Origin of the sequence: Bacteriovorax sp. Seq25_V (assembly GCF_000447795.1) — a bacterium.
Lineage (GTDB): Bacteria > Bdellovibrionota > Bacteriovoracia > Bacteriovoracales > Bacteriovoracaceae > Halobacteriovorax_A.
This window is the reverse complement of the sequence record NZ_AUNI01000021.1, coordinates 374,977-391,210: the sequence shown is the minus strand read 5'-3', so window position 1 is coordinate 391,210 and position 16,234 is coordinate 374,977. Positions and strand designations below refer to the sequence as shown.

The following is a 16,234-nucleotide window of genomic DNA, read 5'->3' as shown; positions in this document are numbered from 1 at the left end:
ACCTCTATTTTTTAATTAAACTGATAAGTAAGAATCTGGACTATCCCATTGACCTTTTTCATAACGATAAACTTTTGTCTTATCGACTTTAATTTTACCTTCTGGGTTCAATGAAATTTTATATCTCTCAAGTGGTCTTGGAGCTGGCCCTTCGAAGTTAACACCATTCATGTAATAACCTGAACCGTGACATGGACACTTGAATTTTAATTCTGCTGGTAGCCAGTTCGGAACACAACCAAGGTGTGTACAGATGTTTGATAGAGCAACTAGTTTTCCTTCTTGCTTTACCATCCATACACCGTAACCATTCTTCCATCTTTCATCTACACCGTTTTCGTAATCACTTGGAAAACCTGCGATAAAGTCCATCTCTGGTTCAAAGTTAACGTTTGGATAAGTAAAACGAAAAGCTAAACTTAATAAACCTGCACAAGCAGATGTAAAAGCAACCCAACCAACAGTAATAAAACTAAAGAACTCTCTTCTGTTAAGTTGCAGTTTCGAATCTTCTGACATTTTTTAACCTCTAGTAGCTTAAAAACAATTAGAAAACTTTGATTTCAAAATCAATGCTTCAAAATATTTCTATTATAAATTATTACAATCCCTAAAATTATGAGTGGATACTATCACTTTTTCAACAGTTTTAAAACTTCCTTTCCACGTCCAATTACTTTTACATCCTTGTCACTCTGCACAAGTTTCTCTATTGACGCAGCAAGCGCACTCCAAGGAGCCCTCTGGATCGCCTCGAAGACGTTAAACTTCAATCCGCGGATCTGATCAACAGTCATTTTCCCATCTAAAGAAGTTTCATTTAAAGAAAGAATTTCCTCAATAATTGGTAAACATTTTTCATTTTTATATGCAATTAATGCTGTTGCTGCGGTGTATCTTACCCCCGCGCCTAAATCAGTATTAAGTAAATTCTCTATTTTTTTTTCTATTCCACTTACCTGATGAGTACTTAAAGCAAAGATCGCTGTTTGAACCATTCCGTGGTCTTCAGAGTCTAAAAATTCAATTACTGGCTTCCAGTCGAACACTAATCCTTTTGGAGCATTCGCAAGAGCAACTACTGTATGAAATCTCACATCATGATCAACATCTTTTAGACCTTTTTGAAAAATTCTCAACGCTCCATCATCGTTCAAAGCGCCTGCAGCAACAACGATGAAGTTTCTTGTGCGAGGATCAATTGATGATGAGTAAATCTCATCCATGCTCTGTACTAGCCATGGAATATCTTCGGCAGGAATTTTTTTAGCTGAAATAAGTTTTGAGAGTTCGAGAGCCGCAACCCACTTGTTACCGAATGTTTTCGACTTCATTTCTGTAACAAGGTCTTTATATGAGTGTTCACTTGAAATCATTTTTGTTACACCAAAAACAATTAAAGCACCAACAAGTACAATTGCTATCGGAACGACAAGGGACCCAACAAAAGGATTCTCAAGTAATTTTTTATCAATTTTTGATTGAGTATTTTTTGAATCATTCATAAGCAATCGTTGCCTTTTTGTATTAATTTATTCTAGTATGAGCCAACATTTAGCAAATCCGCAAAAATCTGACAATTGATTTAAGTCAAAACCAAAGAGTTTTTTATGGCATACTTACTACGATCTTTAATTCTTATTATGCTTCTTAGCGTTACTTTAACAGTTCTTGTAGCATTAAGATTTATTGACTTCCCACTAAGTCATATTCAATTAGCTATTCCAACTTTCATCTACACTATTTTTGCACAAGCTTTTGTCATGTTCTACTTTATAGGTGTTTCAAGATTAGTAAATAACATCCACCTGATTGTTAGCACTGAAACAAATCTTAACGAGCTTTTCGATAATCCACCTGCTGATCTTACTCCTTATAAAGAAAAAGTTAAAAGGTTTGTTCACGAAGCAGATCTTGCCAAAAGGCAAACAATTCCATGGACGATCTTAATGCTTATCCTAGGAATGATTGCGTTCCTTCTTGGTGGCGCACACGATACAAACATGGTTGAGAAAACAACGCACTCAGGTGTCGTCTATGGTTTTGCAGCTGCACTACTTATCGGATTCGTGCGACAGTGGTGGTACCTTGGTAAAGCCCATATTCTACTTAGAAAAGTTAAAGGGCTTTTTGAAATTCCAGACGGCCAAATGTAATTAAATACTTTTCACCCAAATAAAAACTTTGTTTTTTCCTGGTGGGTTTCTACGAGTCCTTGTACGTGACTCATAAATGATCGCCGTATCAACTTCACCAACTTGCGCCATAAATTCTTTTAAGTAAGTTCTTGGCACATAAAGATTATAATAATATCCACCCGGAACAGAGAGTCCAGGGGCAACGTTATCAACTTGTGAAACATCGTATCTTTTAAGTAAGTCTTTTAAGACTGTATTGGCTCTTTCAGTATCACTTGATCTCATCATGACTCTATAAACTTTCGTGTTACCATAGCGGGAGTCACGATAACCAGAAGTTCTCTCCTCTTCGTATAAGGATTGTTCTGTATCGGCTACATCAAAATCTTTTGGTAATGATTCAAGTGAAGTTAAAACAACATCGGTTTCTACACCTACACGCTCTTGATCTTCTAAAGCCTCACCGAGTAAGCTTTCCGAGTCATCAACATTTTCAATGTCTCCAACATCAAGCTCAAAGTTAGCAAGCTCATTAGCTCCAAGCTGATCTTCTGTAAACTTTAGACCTTTATCTTCCCAACGAAACTGTGGCTCATAGATACTAATTTTATCAGATAGATATTTTTCGTAGTTTCTATTGGCGAACTCAACTAACCACACAAGGAATATTGTCACTCCAACAATAGCAAGAACGTTAGAGAAAGTTTGTAAGTAACTTCTAATTTGCTCAGATGTATTAACCTGAGATAAGTTTAGAGACTTAACTCCAAAATCTTTTTCCATCTTCTTTAAAAAGATTGCCCAGTCTTCATATAGAGTTACCTCCATTGAAGTCATAACTTCTTCATCGTGGCTTCCAGAAAAATTTAATTCTTCACCAATCTCTTTAACGATTCGTTCGATATTTATATCAATATTCTTTGAAACTTTATTTGTAACTAGAAATACTTCATTTAAATATTCATCATGATGCGGAAAAACTTCTGCTAAAAAGTTTCTTAAAATTCTGGCGATCACTTGGAATGGAATATCTAGTTCTTCAGAAAGAAGAGAAAGACTGATTCTTTTTTCAATAAAAACGTAACAAATAAATTTATCTCTTAGCCATGTAAACCATGAACTAATTGGACCAACCTTTGAACGTTCAATGGCATAAGTAAATCTCTTCGACATCTCAGTTAGAGATGAACTATCTTTGAAGAAGATACTCCAAAATTTTTCAAAATCTGAAGAGTATTTCCCCTGCCACGTGACACTTTTAATATCTAGACACAACCACTGTCTAAAATATAAGAAATCCCTTTCTGTAAAAGTAATTTTATCACTCATTAATTATTTAACTCTTTTAAGTAAAAGGGCGATCCCTTGTCCACCACCGATACAAGCTGATGCAATCCCCATATCCTTATTATAATGATTTAATTGTCTAGCAAGAGTCACGGCAATTCTTGTCCCTGAAGCAGCAAGTGGGTGGCCAAGAGCAACTGCCCCACCCCAAACATTCAGTTTTTCCTCAGGAAGCTCCATATCTTTCATACAAGATAAAGTTTGAGCAGAGAAGGCTTCATTAATTTCAACTAAATCGATCTCAGCAAATGAAAGGTTATTTCTTTTTAAAATATTTTTGATTGCTGGAGATGGACCAATACCCATAATTGTTGGATCAACTCCAACAACTTCTCCATCAAGAATTTCAGCAAGTGGTGTTAACTTATTTGCATTAACAAATTCTTCACTCGCGACAAAACAAACTGCTGCACCGTCAACAATTCCTGACGCAGATCCAGGAGTTACAAGTCCATCCTTTTTAAACGAAGGTCTAAGCCCTTGCATTCCTTCAACAGTAGCATCATCTCTTAAATGCTCATCCTTTGAACAAACACCTTTTCGAAGTGGGATCTCACAGATCTCACCTTGGAGTAATCCATCAGCATATGCCTTTTGTGCTTTTTTATGTGAATTAACAGAATAAACATCACTTTCATCACGTGTAACAGAAAACTTTTCTCCAAGATTTTCAGCGGTGATTCCCATTGGTGTTCCTGCATACTGGTCAGTTAAAGCATCAAGTAACATATCAACATTTTTTAAAGATCCATACTTTGTTCCAAATCTCGCACCATAAGTAAGGTGTGGAACCATAGACATATTTTCTGTACCACCAGCAAGGACAAGATTGGCCTCACCAAGTTTTATTAATCTTGTTGCATCTAAAATTGCTTGAATTCCTGACCCGCAAAGTCTGTTAATAACGATACCAGGGACTTCTTGAGGACAACCCACTTTTAGGGCTAAATGTCGCCCGCCATAAAGGGCATCTGTTGATGATGGAACAACATTTCCAAGGATTACCTGATCAATTTGATCTGGTTTTATTCCTGTTTCTTTAATCATGGCTTTAGTAGCATAAACTGCTAGATCTACAGGGGTAATATCTTGTAAAGAGCCTCCAAATTTTCCAAATGGTGTTCTTTTCCCAGACACTAAAAATACGCGTGAGCCTTTGTTTAAGGACATATTTTCCTCCCCTTGAGTGATGCAGTAGTTAATCGCTACAATATATTATGACGTAACTAAGAGCACGTCAAAGACTAGAGGGCAATATGTCAGAAATCACCCAACTAAAAGCTCAGAGGTATATGGAAGCCGAAAATAAAAGGCACTTCCTTGACCTTCAGAAAATGAAGGCTGAGCATCGTCGTGAGTTTGAACTTGCCCAAAAAGAACACAATGCTCAAATGGAACGATTGACTAAAGACTTCGAAATTGAAGTTAGTTCAACAAAAAATGAGACCGATCAAAAGCTAACTGAAGTTCGTAGAAAAAGTACAGAACTTTTAAAAGAAGAGAAGTCGCGTCTTTCAAGTGTTATTGATACTCTTAAATCAACTCACGAAGATCAAGTTAATGAGCTAAAGAAAGCTCAAGATAGCGAGATAAGTAATATTGTTTCTTCACACAAGCGTACTCTTGAGAGCGCACGTGAAAAATATATGAAAGAAAAAATGAAATGGGACGTATAGTCTCAAAGGACCTAAGCAATGGAAGCGAATAGCCAGAACGGAATTTTTATCAATGGAAAAGCACAAATCATCGAAATGTTAAAATTCATGAATGCAGATGAGCGCTCTACTCTGTTAAAAAATATTCAGCTTAGAAATCCTTCTCTTGCAAAAGAACTTTATGCTGAAAGTATTACCTTTGATACAGTATATGCTCTTGACGATGTTGATCTAACTCAACTAATTCAATTCGTAAAAGCACCAATTTTTGGAGTTGCCCTTAAGAGTGCTCCAAAAGAATTTCAAAAAACATTTTTAAGTCTTGCACCTAGAGCTTACGCTGAAGAAGCTTACTCTTATCTAATGAAAGAACTTGGTGCAACAGAGACAAGAGATGTTGATCGCGCAAAGAAAAGAGTAAGTGATACGATTGCAGCTTTAAACAATCGCGGTAGAATCACCCTTTAATTAAAACTCGCACTTAAAATTTAAATTTCTATCATCAATAGCGGGACAGTTTTTGATTCTTTGATTAAAAGCTTCCCTTCTTTCTTCGGTATCTAGAATTCTTTCGAAAAGTGTTAACTGAAGCAGTAGAGCATCTTCACTAACTTGCCCTAGGCATTTGATATGATACTTATAATCGCAAGCTGCCGGATCAACCGATGCTAGTTTCATCATTGCAAGCTCGAGTCTCTGATTGCCGCGAAAGTCTGTTTGAATCCATGATTCAATATCGTCCCTGACTCCATTATCATTACTATCAACACCACCATGCCATGTACTTTTGTTTTTGAAACAAGAAGCAAGAGACAGCATGAAAAACAAAACGATAAAAAGATACTTCATTACTATTCCTTTAATAACATTCTAAATTTTGCTTCCGTTTCATTGTCAAACGGCTCTGATGTTTCGTCATTTATCTTATGTTCGGTGACAAGTTCTAAGCTGTGCTCTAGCCTAGTCACAATTGTTTTCAACAGTTTTCTAATCCACTCAGGACAAGTTTCTATCACACTAGAAATATCACCAATAGGAAGTGGTATTACAATTAATTCAGATTCTGCGAAAACAGACTCTTTATATTCTTTTCCCCAAATTGAATCAACGGCTCCGACAAAATCTCCAGTAGTAAAACTTCCAACCTTAATTAGACGGCCATCACTTTCTTTTGTCCCAACAGCACGTCCAGACTTAAAAAGAAAGATACAATTGGCTGGAGAATTTTCTTTAAAGAGGACAGTCCCACTTTCGACACGTGTTTCTTTATATAAGGTATATTCCATCAATTCCTCCACTAAGTAATGTTCCGTAACGTAATCCAAAAGTTGAAAACATAATTTTAGGGCAATTTACTTTTTTCAAAAGCTCAGCACAACAAATTCCACCACCCCTGATAGTAGTGGCCCTTTTTCCTAAAAAACTATATTTTTCAAAATCTTCACTAGTTGAATCAACAAGCTTTTCACTTACAAAGCTTTGAAAATTTTGAACATTTACACTTAAATTGTTAATTAAATCCGCATCATACTCATTAGCATTTTCTATCATAAGAGCTAGAGAGGTTAATGTTCCTGCTACTCCAAGAATTGGTGTATTCATATAGTTTTTCAAATCAAATTTTGCATAAATCTTATCGAGCTCAGAATGAAAAAGCCCATTCTCCAACCAGTCAGTAGTTCGAACCGAACCGATTGGAAGAGAAATTGTTTCTAAAATTTTAAAAGGATTTGTTTGAATTTTAATAAATTCAGAAGAAGCCCCGCCAACATCAAGAATAACAACTTCTTGTCCTAGAGATTTCGCCATGGCACAGATTCCATAGGCAGTATAGTAAGCCTCACCTTCTCCAGTAATTGTTTGGATTCTAATTCTTAAACCATCTCTTATTCTTTTAAAAAACTCTTGCGCATTCTTTGCAACACGAGATGCTTCAGTTGCCGTCACTATTATATCTTCTGGATTGATATTAAAACTTTCTGCAATATCACAATAGACGCTTAGTGCATCATAAGTAGCTTCCATTGAACTTTCTTCAAAACATCCCGTCTTATCAAGATTTTTCCCAAGTCCAGTAATCCTAGACTCTTCTGCAAGGATCTTCTTTTCGCTAACATCCATAATAAGAAGTAATGTACTATTTGAACCAATATCAATAGATGCTTTGTAATTACTCACCCTGAACAATCCTTCTCACATTTTCTGGGTCAAAGTCAGTAATTACTCCATTTTCACAGAAAATTCCTGTGATGTGCTTTGAAGAAGTCACATCAAAACTAGGGTTTAACGCCCTTGCCCCTATTGGTGCAATAGCCTGTCCTGAAATATGAGTAATTTCTTTTTCATCTCTTAATTCAATTGGGATTTGATCTCCATGAGCAATTTGTAAATCAAAAGAACTAGTTGGGGCTACTATAAAAAATGGAACACCATACTCTTTTGCTACAATTGCAAGTGTTGAAGTCCCAATCTTGTTTGCTGTATCACCATTTCTAGCGATACGATCAGCCCCAGCAAAAATAGCATCAATCTTTCTCGTCTTTAAAAGATAAGAAAAGGCACCTTCAACGATGATTTCAAAAGGAATCTCTTCCGTCATCATTTCGTATGCCGTCAAACGTGATCCTTGCAAATAAGGTCTCGTCTCAGTTGCATAAGCTTTTGCTAAGCGGTTTTTAGAGTTTGCATTCGAAATAACACCAAGAGCTGTTCCCATTGGCCCACATGCAAGATATCCCGTATTACAGATAGTCAGAAATGTATAATTTTCACTGTGATAATTCTTATCCATGAATTCTAATGCCAGATCAGCCATTTTCTGATTATCTCTACCAAGCTTAGCCATTTGCTCATTTGCAAAGTCGATAATCTTCTCTTTTAGTCCCTCTGGTCCATTTGTCCTGAAGATTCCTAAACAACGATCTAATTCATAAACAAGATTAATCGCAGTTGGCCTTGCTTCTTTTAAGTAAGCAATATCTTCTTCAAAATTTCCATTATTAATACAACTTAAAACAGCACCCCAGATTCCAGTGAATCCAATAAGAGGAGCACCTCTAACAACCATATCTCTAATCGCATCATAACATTCTTTAACAGTCGTAACATTCACGACAACTTGCTGATGTGGTAATAATCTTTGATCGAGTAACTCTAAACTTCTACCATTCCATATAAGTGGTGCTTTTTTTTCATACTTCATTATTTAAACAATCCTTTCAATAGTTTTTTTGGATCTTGTCCCTTAAGTAATTTTTTTAGTTGCTGTGTTCCCTGTTCTTTAATAGCAGATTTTCCAACAGACTTGAGCGTCTTTGTATAATCTGGACTTAAGGCGTAACCTGTCCCACTTAAAGTCATTGGAAATGTGTCCGTTCCTATTGCAGACTTCATTTGTTTTGCAAGTTTGGCATCTGTAACTTTTAGTTTCACATCAAGCGAGCTTTTCTTATTACCAGTGAGATAAATATTACCACTCGACTGAAAATTGATCTTATGACCTTTATCGATAAATTCAGAGCTTGTAACTTGGTGGCGTGAATTATCAAATGTTCCTTTAAAAGATAACGTTGAAAACTCTCCATTAACCTTCAAACTGTCAGCATCTATTTTGTCTTTAAGTGGCCCAAGTTTTTCAATAAAACCATCTACATACTGACCAATATTAATTTTCTCAAGCTTCCCCTGGTTCAATTTCACTGCGACATTTGCAAAATACTTTTCACCAATAGCATGTCCTTTTATTTCACCACTAACTTCCCCAGAGAGCGTGTCTAAAATCCCTTTTGGAATCATACCCACCAATGAGTGAAGATTAAGTCTATTAAGCTTAAGATCAAAACTGTTTTTTAAATCTTTTCCACTGATTGTAACATTTGCTCCGAGATCAATTTGCCCTTCATCAAGTCTCAAGTTTGATGATGAGATGTTGATTCCTTTCTGAGCACCTACAACATCTATTACTCCAGTGAGTTTTGCTGTGCCTATCAAGATATTACTGAACTGTGTTTTAACCTTTACTGGAACAGGAAGAAGTACGATCTTTTGTGGCCCCGCCTTATTTTTTTCTGCCACTTCTGCTTTAGTCCCATTCTTTTTATGTACATTCGTATCTTCACTCGCATTTGCCATAAAAGAGGTTGGGTCGATTTTCATATCCCTTGCAACAATATTTATATCAATCGGCGCAAGCTTTGCAAAACTCTCTGACTTCCAGTTTGTGCTCAACGAAGTCATCGCACTAACTTTTCCAGAGAATACATCGACATCAACATTTGCTCTAAGTCCACTTTTCTTAAGTGTTCCTGAAACACTAACATCTGCAACAATATTATCCTTCTTAACTTTAATTGTTTTAATTGTGTTAAAGTCAATATTTGGAATTAGATTCTCGCCAAGCTCGACTTCACCTTTCATTTCAAACTGCTCTCCACCATTTAAAAGTAGTGGTAATTTATCAGCAGCAATAACGAGATCAAGAATATCTCTAATCACAAGATTGAGTTCTAAATCTTTAACTCTTGAAGCTCCTTTATTACTTTCAAACTTCCCTTTTAGAATCTGCTTCTCTTCTAGAGAAGTAACAAAATCTACGAGAATAGATTTATCTTTTTTAAGGTGCATTGATGAATTCAACGAAATTTTTTTAATAGGTCTAAGTACTAATGAATTCTCGATATTTGATAAAATCACCTGGGATTTAACTTCCAACTCTTTGTTTTTAATATAGTTAAAAAGATGAGACTCACCTATAATTAAGAGATCAAGCTTTGTATGGTTTGGAGTACCTTTTAAAAGATCAAGTGCTGATTTTAATTCAAAAGCTGTCGTTGACTTTACTCCAACATCTTTTAGTAAAAGCTTCTCAACGTTTATTTGTCCAGAAGATTTGTCAGCAAGCTTATAATCAAGCTCTAAGTTTTGAACCTTAATATTCAATTCAGATGCAGCAATAAAACCAGGAATTACAAGTTCAGAACTCTCTTCTTCTACTGATCCGTTATCATCTTTCTTAGTATTTTCTACTTTCTTAGTTGTTACCTTAGCATTTTTTGCTGTCATGGCATAAACCCAGTTCGAAGTTTTATCAAATTCGATGTAGTTTACCTTTGGACTATTTGCGACAAGTTCGATCTTCCCTCCCCCGAATAGGATTGCCCAAAATGGAATTTCAAGGCGAAGGTTATCAAGCTGTAAAAGAGGAAAGGCACGTGGCTTTTTCAAAGTAATATCAACACCGTGAATATTGAGAACCGATGTTAATCCTAATGAGAAGTCTACGGAGCTAGTCTTAACGATAGAGTTTGGAAAAGCGCTCTCAAGTTGACCAACCATAATATGCTTAAGCTCTTCTGGTTTGAGTTTTTTTGAAGCATAGAAAATTGCACCAGATAAAATTATTGTAAATGATATGAATGCGATAAATATTATCTTTAGCGGTGATTTAGTTTTCACACGGACTCCTAAATATTAGACCAATATGGTCCCTCATTATAAGTGTAATTATTGTATATTATTATTGAATTGTGAATTTTTTACCAGAGGGCATCCAGTAACCAGTACCCTCTAGAGAATAGTTAATGGAGCGAATTTAGCCATAAATTTCTTCTTTGCTCCATCTTTAAACTGGATCGTTACTCGTTCATCACCTTTAGGTCCCTCACAATCTAAAATCTTTCCTTCACCATAAAGTCCATGCACAATTCGAAGTCCCTTCTGGTACTTAGATTCAGACTTCTTAGGAGAGCTTTCCACACGATAAACCGGTTCTTCATATACTGGATCAGAGTAATCATCCCAATCTTTACTGTCACTATCGTAATTTGATGATCGATCTTGATATCCACCGCCGATCTTTTTCCAACGATAGTATTTATTTGGAATCTCTGAGATAAAACGACTTGGTCCATTAAATTTTAACTGACCAAATAACATTCTTCCTTGAGCGAAAGTGATATATAGCATTTTCATGGCCCTTGTCATTGCCACGTAGAATAACCTTCTTTCTTCTTCGATTGCATCTTCACCATCTTCGAGACTTCGATAGCTTGGGAAAACATTTTCTTCTGTTCCTGTTACAAAAACGTAGAAGAACTCAAGCCCCTTAGCCCCGTGAATAGTCATTAAAGAAACCTCTCCAGAGTCTTCTTCCCCCTCACTCTTCTCACTTGTATCAAGTGTGATCGTCTCCATAAACTCAAGTAGGCCTGCCTTTGGATTTGCTTCTTCAAATTGAGCAATAGCATTACCTAATTCCTCAAGGTTTTCAATCCTTGCCATCGATTCATAATCTTTACTGGCACGAAGCATTTCATAATAACCAGACTCATGGAGTAGTTTTTCATAAACATCAGAAGGGCTATCTCCTCTACTAATGGCAAGTTTAGAGTCATTAATAAATTGAACAAAGTGTGAAAGCGACGACTTCACCCTCGATGTTAATCTGATGTGTTTATATTCTTCAGGGTTATCCACAATATTCTGAAGTACTTCCCACATAGTAGCTTCAGTTTTAACTGCTTCATCTTCAATCTTTCGAAGTGAAGTGGCTCCTATACCACGCGCAGGAACATTGATAATTCGACTAATGGCCAGTGAATCCTTGTCGTTAACAACAATTCTGACGTAAGCTAAAAGGTCTTTGATTTCTTTTCTCTCATAGAACTTTATCCCACCAACAACGCGGTAAGGAATATTTGATTTTCTAAGTGCATCTTCAATCAAACGAGACTGAGAATTTGTACGATAGAAAACTGCCATCTCGTCGTAAGGATGTTTCTCTTTAGAGAGTTCTCTAATTTGAGTAGCAACAAATTCTGCTTCTTCTTTATCAGAGTGGCACTCAACGATTTCAATAGACTCACCCTCTGGATTATCAGTCCACATATCCTTACCCTTTCTTTGGGTATTTCGTGCAATAACTGCCCCTGCGGCTTCGATGATATTTTTTGATGAACGGTAATTTTGCTCTAACTTTAAAATTTTTGCGTCTTGATATACTTCTTCAAAATCCAAGATATTTCTAATATCTGCCCCTCGCCAAGAGTAGATCGACTGATCCTCATCTCCAACCACACAGATATTTCTTTTCTTATCAGCTAACTTAGTTACTAAATCAAACTGTGCACGGTTCGTATCCTGATACTCGTCCACTAAGAGATAGTGAAAACGCTCTTGGTAGCGAGTTAATACATCCGGAAATTTTTCAAATAACTGAATTACTGCAGTTATTAAACCACCGAAGTCGAGTGCGTTTGCTTTATGTAATTCACGCTCATAATCAAGGTACATATCAAAAAAGATATCACTCTTATCAACAGTATAATCTTTGTCTTCAATTTTTCTGTCTGGATAATGACCATGATTTTTTAGATCTTCAATGAAGTAAAGAACTTCAAAAGGAGAAACGTCTTTTTGTGAAATTCCTCGACGCGAAAGAATTGTTTTAACAACTGCTTTAGATTCAGAGCCATCATAAATTGTAAAACTTTTACTAAGACCTAAGTACTGAGCTTCAGTCCTCAGAACCTTCGCGCAAAATGCGTGAAATGTTGTAATTTGAAGAGCACCAACATCACAACTAACTTCTCTTCCAATACGATCGCGCATTTCTTTTGCGGCCTTATTAGAGAAAGTAAGTGCAAGAAGCTGAAATGGACTTATATTCTTTTCTTCAAGAAGATATGAAATTCTTGAAACAAGGGTACGAGTCTTGCCAGAGCCAGCTCCAGCAAGAATCATCATTGGTCCGTTAATATTTTGGACAGCTTCTCTTTGTTGTATATTTAAGTGATTCAAATTCATTCTTTATTCTACAGTAACCGATTTTGCTAAGTTTCTTGGCTTATCAATATCTGTACCTAAATTCTTAGCGATATAGTAAGCAAGTAGTTGGTTTACAACGTTAATGTATAGAGGACTTAATTCCTCAAGACCATCAAAGTTTAAAGGAATAAAGTGATCAGATAGTTCTTCTAATTCTTTATTTCCCTTCGGACCAATTGAAACGATAACACCTTTTCTTGCCTTGATCTCTTGAATATTTGAAACCGTTTTTTCAAATAATTCTGGACCAACAAGAGCAACGTTTACTTTTTCTTCGTCAATAAGAGCGATTGGACCGTGTTTTAACTCTCCAGCCGCATAACCTTCAGCGTGAACGTAAGCAATCTCTTTCAGCTTTAGAGCACCTTCAAGAGCGATTGGATAATAAACACCTCTACCAGTGTAGAAGAATCCTTTGTATTTATAAATATCACTAGCAACTTGTTTTATCACTTCTGCATTATCAAGTAGCTCATCAATACGAGTGGCAAGAAGAGTATACTTTGCAGAAAGTTCGTTTCTAAACTTATCATCAACACCACCATTTGCAATAACAGCTGATAGTGTACGTCCAGTTAAAACTTGCTGTGTAAATGCTTTTGTTGAAGCTACACCAATTTCTGTACCAGCACGAATCAGTAAGTTTACATCACAGTCACGGTAAAGAGTTGAGCCCTCAACGTTTACGATTGAAAGTGTTTTAAGCTTATTTTCTTTGCATAAACCTTGAGCAGCTAACGTGTCTGCAGTTTCACCTGATTGTGAAATGAAAACAGCGAGTTCATCTTCGTTAAGAAGTGGATCTCTGTATCTAAATTCACTTGCCAATTCTGGATGACAAGGGATTCTATTAATTTTTTCAAAGAAGTCACGTATAACAAGACCTGCGTAGTAAGCTGTTCCACAAGCAGTTATGTGAAATGATTTTCTCGGAAGCTTTGTCGCGGCCTCAAGACTTTCTTTTCCTTCTCCTTGAAAATAAAATTGCGTAAGAGATCTAATTAGTTCAGGTTGCTCATAGATTTCTTTCAGCATGAAATGCTCAAAATCACCTTTAGAAGCAGGATCGTGATCCATTGATTGCGTCTTTGATAAATATCTTTTCGACTTTTCCCCATTAAGTTCATAGAAGTTTAATAAGTTTTGGTTACCAACACTTAAGTGGCAAAGAACTTCATCTTCAGGAAAGTATAGCTTATTAGCAATACCTGCAAGCGCATATGGATCTGATGAAACTAGTACTTCTGAGTTTACTTCATGCATTCCACATACAAGTGGTGCACCTTTTTTGATTGCAAAAATTTCTGCTGTATCTTTAAAAAGAACTACGAATGCTGAGAATCCTTTAATTTTTGAAAATGATGCGATAACAGCATCTTTGTGAGAAAGACCTTTATTGGTATTATACATTAAAAGACCAAGGAATGACTCTGAATCAGTTTCAGACTTCATTTCAATTCCGTGGCCTAATAAATACTCTTTAATCTCACTAGCATTTTCAATGATACCGTTGTGAACAAGAGCGATTCCCATCTCTTCATTCACATGCGGGTGAGCATTTGTATCAGTTACACCACCATGAGTCGCCCAACGAGTATGACCGATGCATGATCTTGCGTGAATCTCTTTATCTTCAAGCTCATCGATGAGGTTTTGGATTTTTCCACTTTTCTTATAAATTTTTAGTTCGTTATTTGATGAAATAAATGAAACACCTGCCGAGTCATAACCACGATATTCAAGTCTTTTTAGACCTTCAAGTACGACGTCAACTGAGTTTTGAGGACCAAGGTGGCCTACGATTCCGCACATAATCTTTCCCTTAAAAAATTAATAATTTAATCAGGGAAAGATAGCATTTAGAGGACGATTTTGCCAAGAAAAGCTAGTCTAGCTCTTCTTTTTGATGAATTTGCGGGCCATTCCTTCCTTAGTTTCTTGACGCCCTCTAGCAATTGCAAATGATCCATCGACCATCGACTTGTTAATTGTCGACCCTGACGCCACGTAGCATTCTTTACCAATCTCAATTGGAGCAATCATCTGTGTATCCGAACCAATGAATGATCCGTCTCCAATTATCGTCTTATGCTTATTTGCACCATCATAATTACAAGTAATAAAGCCACAGCCAAGATTTACCTGGTCTCCAATTTCAGCGTCTCCAACATAACTTAAGTGAGAAATTGAAGTATTCTTACCGATGATCGATTTTTTAATCTCAACAAAGTTCCCAAGTTTTGAACCTTCCCCAATATCACTTCCAGGGCGAAGGTGTGCCATTGGGCCAACCTTTGCTTTTTTTCGAACTATTGAATCTGTAATATAAGTATTGGCCTTAATGTGAGCCCCATCTTCGATGACAGCATTTTCTAAAAAACAACCTGGCTCAATAGTTACACCAGATCCAATTACACAGTTCTCATCAATTGTAACATTTGGATGAATTACGCTATTTCGTCCAATATTTTTTGAATAAATATATGTATGGGATGGATCTAGAACACGAACCCCTACTTCAGTTAGTAAGTAGCGTGTACTCTCAATAATTAAACCTCTTTCCGCTTCAGATAATTGTAATAAATCATTAACGCCGAGAAACTTTCTTTTATCGTCAAAAAGTACTGGTACAACATTTGCTTCACGTTTAAAAGTATCTGTTAAATAGAACTCACCAGCTTTATTATCACTTGAAAGTCCGTATACGTGCTCTTTTAAGTAAGCTGTCTTGAAAATATAAACGCCAGAATTTACTTCGTTAATTTTTAAGTCGTCAGGGTTTCCATCTTTTTGTTCTACGATCTCAAAACCTTTGTTGTATCTTTTAATTCTTCCATAACCAAAAGGATTTTCTGTTTTAAAGGTTGCACAAACCCCATCATATCCCTTTTGAATTTCAACTAGAAGTTTTTCAAAAATATCTTTTGTTAAAAGTGGAGTGTCTGCACAAGTAACTAACGTATACTCGTATGAGTCTGCATCTTCTGAACCTTCAAAGTACGTTCTCACAGCGTGTCCTGTACCCAACTGTTCTTTTTGCTCGATAAAATTGAAACTCATTTTTGATGAAAAATTATTCTTTATATGCTCTTCAACTAACTCGTTTTGATGACCAACAATGAAGTTAAAATCGCCAAGATTTTGAAGAGAATCAATTACATAATCGATCAGAGTACGTTTGTGCAGGGGCGCTAGAGGTTTAGGAAAATCCATTTTTAATCTTGTTCCCTTACCCGCGGCAAGAACTACCAGCGACATTTTTCCAGACAT

15 protein-coding genes are annotated in these 16,234 nt (G+C 36.2%); 3 read left to right on the top strand and 12 right to left on the bottom strand.

Features of this window, described 5'->3' with window-relative positions; genetic code table 11:
* Positions 1–15: 15 nt before the first annotated feature.
* Both M900_RS16610 and M900_RS16605 read right to left on the bottom strand, forming a co-directional pair.
* Positions 16–519, bottom strand: coding sequence for a ubiquinol-cytochrome c reductase iron-sulfur subunit (locus M900_RS16610; protein ID WP_021275993.1), 504 nt, complete (start codon positions 517–519; stop codon positions 16–18).
* 113 nt (positions 520–632) lie between these two features.
* Complete coding sequence (locus tag M900_RS16605) at positions 633–1,505, bottom strand: HEAT repeat domain-containing protein (RefSeq protein ID WP_021275917.1); 873 nt, start codon at positions 1,503–1,505, stop codon at positions 633–635.
* Positions 1,506–1,610: 105 nt separating this feature from the next.
* Between M900_RS16605 and M900_RS16600 the strand changes: the two genes are divergently transcribed.
* The gene (locus tag M900_RS16600; protein ID WP_021275871.1) at positions 1,611–2,156 is read left to right on the top strand and encodes a hypothetical protein; all 546 of its coding nucleotides are present in this window, start codon (positions 1,611–1,613) and stop codon (positions 2,154–2,156) included.
* Here the strand turns inward: M900_RS16600 and M900_RS16595 are convergent, their stop codons facing one another.
* Positions 2,157–3,467: a hypothetical protein gene (locus M900_RS16595; protein ID WP_021275983.1), complete on the bottom strand. Its 1,311-nt coding sequence runs from the start codon at positions 3,465–3,467 to the stop codon at positions 2,157–2,159.
* Positions 3,468–3,470: 3 nt separating this feature from the next.
* A complete protein-coding gene (locus M900_RS16590) occupies positions 3,471–4,655 on the bottom strand; it encodes a thiolase family protein (protein ID WP_021275898.1) in 1,185 nt (394 codons plus the stop codon).
* An 86-nt stretch (positions 4,656–4,741) separates the two neighbouring features.
* Here M900_RS16590 and M900_RS16585 point away from each other — a divergent pair, with 86 nt between their 5' ends.
* Both M900_RS16585 and M900_RS16580 read left to right on the top strand, forming a co-directional pair.
* Positions 4,742–5,161 carry a hypothetical protein gene (locus M900_RS16585; protein WP_021275789.1) on the top strand — a complete coding sequence of 140 codons (420 nt, stop codon included), beginning with the start codon at positions 4,742–4,744 and terminating at the stop codon, positions 5,159–5,161.
* 18 nt (positions 5,162–5,179) lie between these two features.
* Entirely contained in the window at positions 5,180–5,608 is a 429-nt protein-coding gene (locus tag M900_RS16580) for a FliG C-terminal domain-containing protein (protein ID WP_021276059.1), read from the top strand.
* Here M900_RS16580 and M900_RS16575 read toward each other — a convergent pair whose 3' ends face one another.
* The 8 genes from M900_RS16575 to glmU form a co-directional block, all read right to left on the bottom strand.
* On the bottom strand, positions 5,609–5,989 hold the full coding sequence (locus M900_RS16575; protein ID WP_021275999.1) for a hypothetical protein: 381 nt from the start codon (positions 5,987–5,989) through the stop codon (positions 5,609–5,611).
* A gap of 2 nt (positions 5,990–5,991) precedes the next feature.
* On the bottom strand, positions 5,992–6,426 hold the full coding sequence (locus tag M900_RS16570; protein WP_021275851.1) for a Crp/Fnr family transcriptional regulator: 435 nt from the start codon (positions 6,424–6,426) through the stop codon (positions 5,992–5,994).
* Positions 6,407–7,318 (bottom strand): Ppx/GppA phosphatase, encoded by a 912-nt coding sequence (locus M900_RS16565; protein ID WP_021275772.1) that lies wholly within the window; start codon positions 7,316–7,318, stop codon positions 6,407–6,409. The genes M900_RS16570 and M900_RS16565 overlap by 20 nt, the downstream gene beginning before the upstream one ends.
* On the bottom strand, positions 7,311–8,342 hold the full coding sequence (gene mtnA / locus M900_RS16560) for an S-methyl-5-thioribose-1-phosphate isomerase (RefSeq protein ID WP_021276053.1): 1,032 nt from the start codon (positions 8,340–8,342) through the stop codon (positions 7,311–7,313). The genes M900_RS16565 and mtnA overlap by 8 nt, the downstream gene beginning before the upstream one ends.
* Positions 8,342–10,594 carry an AsmA protein gene (locus M900_RS16555; protein WP_021275857.1) on the bottom strand — a complete coding sequence of 751 codons (2,253 nt, stop codon included), beginning with the start codon at positions 10,592–10,594 and terminating at the stop codon, positions 8,342–8,344. The genes mtnA and M900_RS16555 overlap by 1 nt, the downstream gene beginning before the upstream one ends.
* Before the next feature lie 111 nt (positions 10,595–10,705).
* Positions 10,706–12,943 (bottom strand): ATP-dependent helicase, encoded by a 2,238-nt coding sequence (locus M900_RS16550; RefSeq protein ID WP_021275934.1) that lies wholly within the window; start codon positions 12,941–12,943, stop codon positions 10,706–10,708.
* A gap of 3 nt (positions 12,944–12,946) precedes the next feature.
* The gene (gene glmS, locus M900_RS16545; RefSeq protein WP_021276047.1) at positions 12,947–14,776 is read right to left on the bottom strand and encodes a glutamine--fructose-6-phosphate transaminase (isomerizing); all 1,830 of its coding nucleotides are present in this window, start codon (positions 14,774–14,776) and stop codon (positions 12,947–12,949) included.
* Between the two features lie 78 nt (positions 14,777–14,854).
* Positions 14,855–16,234, bottom strand: coding sequence for a bifunctional UDP-N-acetylglucosamine diphosphorylase/glucosamine-1-phosphate N-acetyltransferase GlmU (gene glmU, locus M900_RS16540; RefSeq protein WP_021275899.1), 1,380 nt, complete (start codon positions 16,232–16,234; stop codon positions 14,855–14,857).

Coding starts and splice junctions, on each gene's coding strand:
- M900_RS16610 (WP_021275993.1), bottom strand. CDS start 519: ATGTCAGAAGATTCGAAACTGCAACTTAACAGAAGAGAGTTCTTTAGT.
- M900_RS16605 (WP_021275917.1), bottom strand. CDS start 1,505: ATGAATGATTCAAAAAATACTCAATCAAAAATTGATAAAAAATTACTT.
- M900_RS16600 (WP_021275871.1), top strand. CDS start 1,611: ATGGCATACTTACTACGATCTTTAATTCTTATTATGCTTCTTAGCGTT.
- M900_RS16595 (WP_021275983.1), bottom strand. CDS start 3,467: ATGAGTGATAAAATTACTTTTACAGAAAGGGATTTCTTATATTTTAGA.
- M900_RS16590 (WP_021275898.1), bottom strand. CDS start 4,655: ATGTCCTTAAACAAAGGCTCACGCGTATTTTTAGTGTCTGGGAAAAGA.
- M900_RS16585 (WP_021275789.1), top strand. CDS start 4,742: ATGTCAGAAATCACCCAACTAAAAGCTCAGAGGTATATGGAAGCCGAA.
- M900_RS16580 (WP_021276059.1), top strand. CDS start 5,180: ATGGAAGCGAATAGCCAGAACGGAATTTTTATCAATGGAAAAGCACAA.
- M900_RS16575 (WP_021275999.1), bottom strand. CDS start 5,989: ATGAAGTATCTTTTTATCGTTTTGTTTTTCATGCTGTCTCTTGCTTCT.
- M900_RS16570 (WP_021275851.1), bottom strand. CDS start 6,426: ATGGAATATACCTTATATAAAGAAACACGTGTCGAAAGTGGGACTGTC.
- mtnA (WP_021276053.1), bottom strand. CDS start 8,342: ATGAAGTATGAAAAAAAAGCACCACTTATATGGAATGGTAGAAGTTTA.
- M900_RS16550 (WP_021275934.1), bottom strand. CDS start 12,943: ATGAATTTGAATCACTTAAATATACAACAAAGAGAAGCTGTCCAAAAT.
- glmS (WP_021276047.1), bottom strand. CDS start 14,776: ATGTGCGGAATCGTAGGCCACCTTGGTCCTCAAAACTCAGTTGACGTC.
- glmU (WP_021275899.1), bottom strand. CDS start 16,234: ATGTCTGGAAAAATGTCGCTGGTAGTTCTTGCCGCGGGTAAGGGAACA.